The sequence below is a fragment of the Thermosynechococcus sp. Uc genome (assembly GCF_029335995.1).
Classification (GTDB): domain Bacteria; phylum Cyanobacteriota; class Cyanobacteriia; order Thermosynechococcales; family Thermosynechococcaceae; genus Thermosynechococcus.
Window position 1 is genome coordinate 1 of the sequence record NZ_JARJMS020000005.1, and the last position, 3,598, is coordinate 3,598.

The following is a 3,598-nucleotide window of genomic DNA, read 5'->3' on the forward strand; positions in this document are numbered from 1 at the left end:
GGTGAGCAGGTTATTGGCTTCTGGACGATTGGGATCATCAAAGGTCAAACCACGAATGGAATCCGTTTTGCAGCGCTTGATCTTCCGGCGGATTTCATCGGGAGGATCTAAAAGGTTAATGCGGCTGAGTTCCGATGGATCCGACTTTGACATTTTCTTGGTACCGTCGGTTAGACTCATCACCCGTGCCCCCGCCTTGGCAATTAAAGGTTCAGGTAGCTTGAGAATCGGCGGTTGATTGCGGGCAAAGAGATGGTTCACACGCGCTGCAATATCGCGGGTCAGTTCCAAATGCTGCTTTTGATCTTCACCCACAGGAACAAGATCGGCATCGTAAAGCAAAATATCTGCTGCCATGAGCACTGGGTAGTCCAGCAGTCCTACGGCAACGTTTTCGCCCTGTTTAATGGCTTTTTCCTTAAACTGGATCATGTCCTCCAGCCAATTGAGGGGGGTAATACAGTTGAGTAACCAAGTGAGTTCGGCGTGGGCGCTGACGTGGGATTGGACAAAAATCGTGGCGTGAGTGGGGTCAATCCCACAGGCCAAATACAGAGCAGCAACTGTATAGGTATTGGCAGCGAGTTCCGCTGGATTATGGGGGACGGTAATAGCGTGTAAATCCACGACGCAAAAATAGTTTTCATAGGCTGATTGACCCGCCACCCAGTTGCGAATTGCTCCGAGATAATTCCCCAAATGCAAACTACCTGTGGGCTGTACTCCCGAAAGCACCCGTTTTTTGGTCACCCAAACCTCCTCTCATTGCGTTCCTATTTATGCTACAGCCCTTTTCACAGGGATGGCACATAATCAGAACAGACATAGACATGGAAATATGCACACTTGCCTCCGATGGTGTTGAAACATCACAGCGGCTGATCCTAGGGCACTGCCCTTGAAATTAGTTGGCTCCAGTGGAACAGAAGGCCTTGAAATAAGGCAATACCATCCCTCACTCTCTTTACTGAAACACCCCGCTGTGCCTGCGCGGGGACTAATCATTCCATGACTGCTAGTGGCCTTTGTGAGTCCCCTGCCCGCCTTTACTGATCGCCAGGGTCGCTTCGTGGTCGCACCTCCTTTGCGATTGCGGGTGGTATTGCCAATAACAATTCTCCCCAAGTTCTGGTCGTCAGCAGCAGCCCTGGCGGTCAACTCCTCAGTAGCTACGCAAGGATACAGGTTCCTTGCACCAATTCCTCTAATTTAGCTAGTCGGTTCAGAGGTAAGACTCGCGCCGTGGGAGCAGCCCGCACTGTATGCTGGCGTCGGTGTCGGGGATGCATCACTGGTAATTCTTGACCCTGTTTGATCCTGCGGACAGTGTGATCTGTGTCCAACCGACGGCAGCGGTGCCCGCAGGCGTTGATACGATTGATGTAGCTAACTTGGCGCTGATTCCTGATTGGTAGCCTTGGTTCGTGCCTCCAACTCTTCAAGGCGGCTTTTCAGAGTTTGATTTTCCTTTTGTAACTCGCTAAGGGTAGTCTCAAGCCCCTTGAGGCGGTCATCGTTGCCAATGGCTTTTTGTACGTTGGCGATGCTTTCATCCACCAATCGTTTAATACGACCATCTGTGGTGCGATCGCCCACCTGCTGCAGAATACTTAAAACCCGCGGATGATCAATTTGACTCAGGGCTTGAACAACGGCTAGCTGGGTAAAGAAAAAGGTCTCATGGCTGAGTTGCGCTAGTCGCTCCAAGATTTGTTGCAGTTGGGGGTGGTGGCGATCGCCCATGGTGCCCAGGGTACGAATGGCTGCCAAGCGCAGGGGTTGGGGAACGTCCGCAGCAGTATAGTGCAAAACTAAATTGACTGCTTCAGGAATGTCTTTGAGCTGACCCACGCCAGCGATCGCCCCACAGCGCACCACCTCATTCCAGCCCTGGCGGGTTTCTAGAGCTTTGCGCAGCCGTTTGAGCACTTTTTCGGGCTTGGGTTTGGGTTGCGGTTTGGCAGCGGCAATTACCCCTATTCCCTTGAGGGCTGCTGCTTCAACGCTGTAACTGGGGTCGCCGTGCTTGGCAATGGGCTTAAGAAGTTCGTAGGCCTTGGCGGACTTAAACTCAGCAATGGCTTCCACCGCTGCTGCCCGCACCTGGGGATGAGCATCCCCTAGCGCCAGTTGCAGAGCCGCCAAACTGTGATCCAGGTGAACCGTCCCCAAGACTTTGGCAATTTCGCGCCGTACCCCCCAGAAGGGTTCCCGTTTCAGTGCCTCCTCAAGGGCTTGGACAGCCTGTAAATTCCCTTTTTTGCCTAGGGCAATGGCCGCCTGAATGCGGCCGAGAACGTCGGGATCATGCTGCAGTTGGGCTTTTAGCTCAGGCAGGGGGTACTCCAGCATCACCGTTTTCAGTGTGTGGTTGCCGGCATCAAAACTCACAAAGGCGGGCTGCTGTGGCAGTGGCAGATAGAAGGTGTGCTCGGCTTCATGAATGCGCAGGGGGATGGTTTTGACTGAGACCTGTCCCTGCTCATCTACGGTGCCAATGCCAACGGGAATCCGCAGATCAAACAGATTGCGCTCTAGGGGGGTGACCCCTTCGCTGACCTGCTGTTGCTTGACAGTGAGCACGGCCAATTGATCAGCCGCTTCCCAGCGATAGCTGACGTGGAAGTCGGGATGCCCACCGCGGAAAACGTATTGGTCAAAAAGGGGAAGCAAGTTGCGGCCGGTGGCGGTTTCAACGGCTCGCAGGAGATCCACTGTTTCCACAGTTTGGTGGGCGTAGGTCTGGACAAAGGTTTGAATCGCTTTCCAAAATAGCTCTTCGCCAAGTTCTTGGCGGATCATGTGATAGACGCAGGCCCCCTTTTCGTAGAGGTGGCGATCGTAGAGTTCAATGGCGTCGCGATAGATATGGGTAACAATGGGACGACGGTAGCGATCGCTATCCTCACTTAAGTAGTTGCGCAATTCCCCAAGGCGATAGTAGGCGGCAAAATCAGCGCCATATTCTTCTTCAAACCAGAGCACTTCTGCATAGGAGGCCATGCCTTCTTTAATCCACGCATGGGACCAATGTTTGATGACAACCAAGTCGCCAAACCACTGGTGCGCCAATTCGTGAGCCACTAGACTTTCACTGCGAAAATCCTCAGCGGCTGCCCGCTCATCTAAAAGACAGCGATCCGTCAGCAGTGTGGTTGAGGTGTTTTCCATGCCGCCAAAGATAAAATCAGCCACACAAACTTGGGCATATTTCGGATAGGGGTAGGGATAGCCATAGATGCGACTAAAAAAGTCCATCATCTTTGGCGTTTTGCCCAGGGTGCGGCGGGCATCCGCAGCGCGATCTTTGGCGACGTAGTAGGTGACGGGTCTGCCCTGCCACTGGTCGTCAAAGACAGCAAAATCCCCCACTGCAAGGGTTATCAGATAAGTGGGGTGGACTTGGGGCTGATACCAATGAAACACTTGCCATTCCCCCTCGCTGTAACGGGCGCGTAGTTCACCATTGGAAATTGCCTGTAGCGGTTGCCGCACCCGTGCCCGCACTTCTGAGGTGGCCAAGTGCCCCGGCGAGTCAAAACAGGGAAACCAGTAGCGGGAGTCCTCATCTTCCCCTTGGGTCCAAGCTTGGGGTGGG

At 53.5% G+C, this 3,598-nt stretch carries 2 protein-coding genes; both read right to left on the bottom strand.

What is annotated here, in order from left to right; translation table 11 throughout:
* The coding region (trpS, locus tag P3X23_RS00515) for a tryptophan--tRNA ligase (RefSeq protein WP_300872049.1) at nt 1-750 on the bottom strand (750 nt) is incomplete at its 3' end.
* Between the two features lie 636 nt (nt 751-1,386).
* Nucleotides 1,387-3,598, bottom strand: a 2,212-nt coding sequence (locus tag P3X23_RS00520; RefSeq protein ID WP_300872052.1) for a M1 family metallopeptidase, incomplete at its 5' end; no start/stop codon positions are given.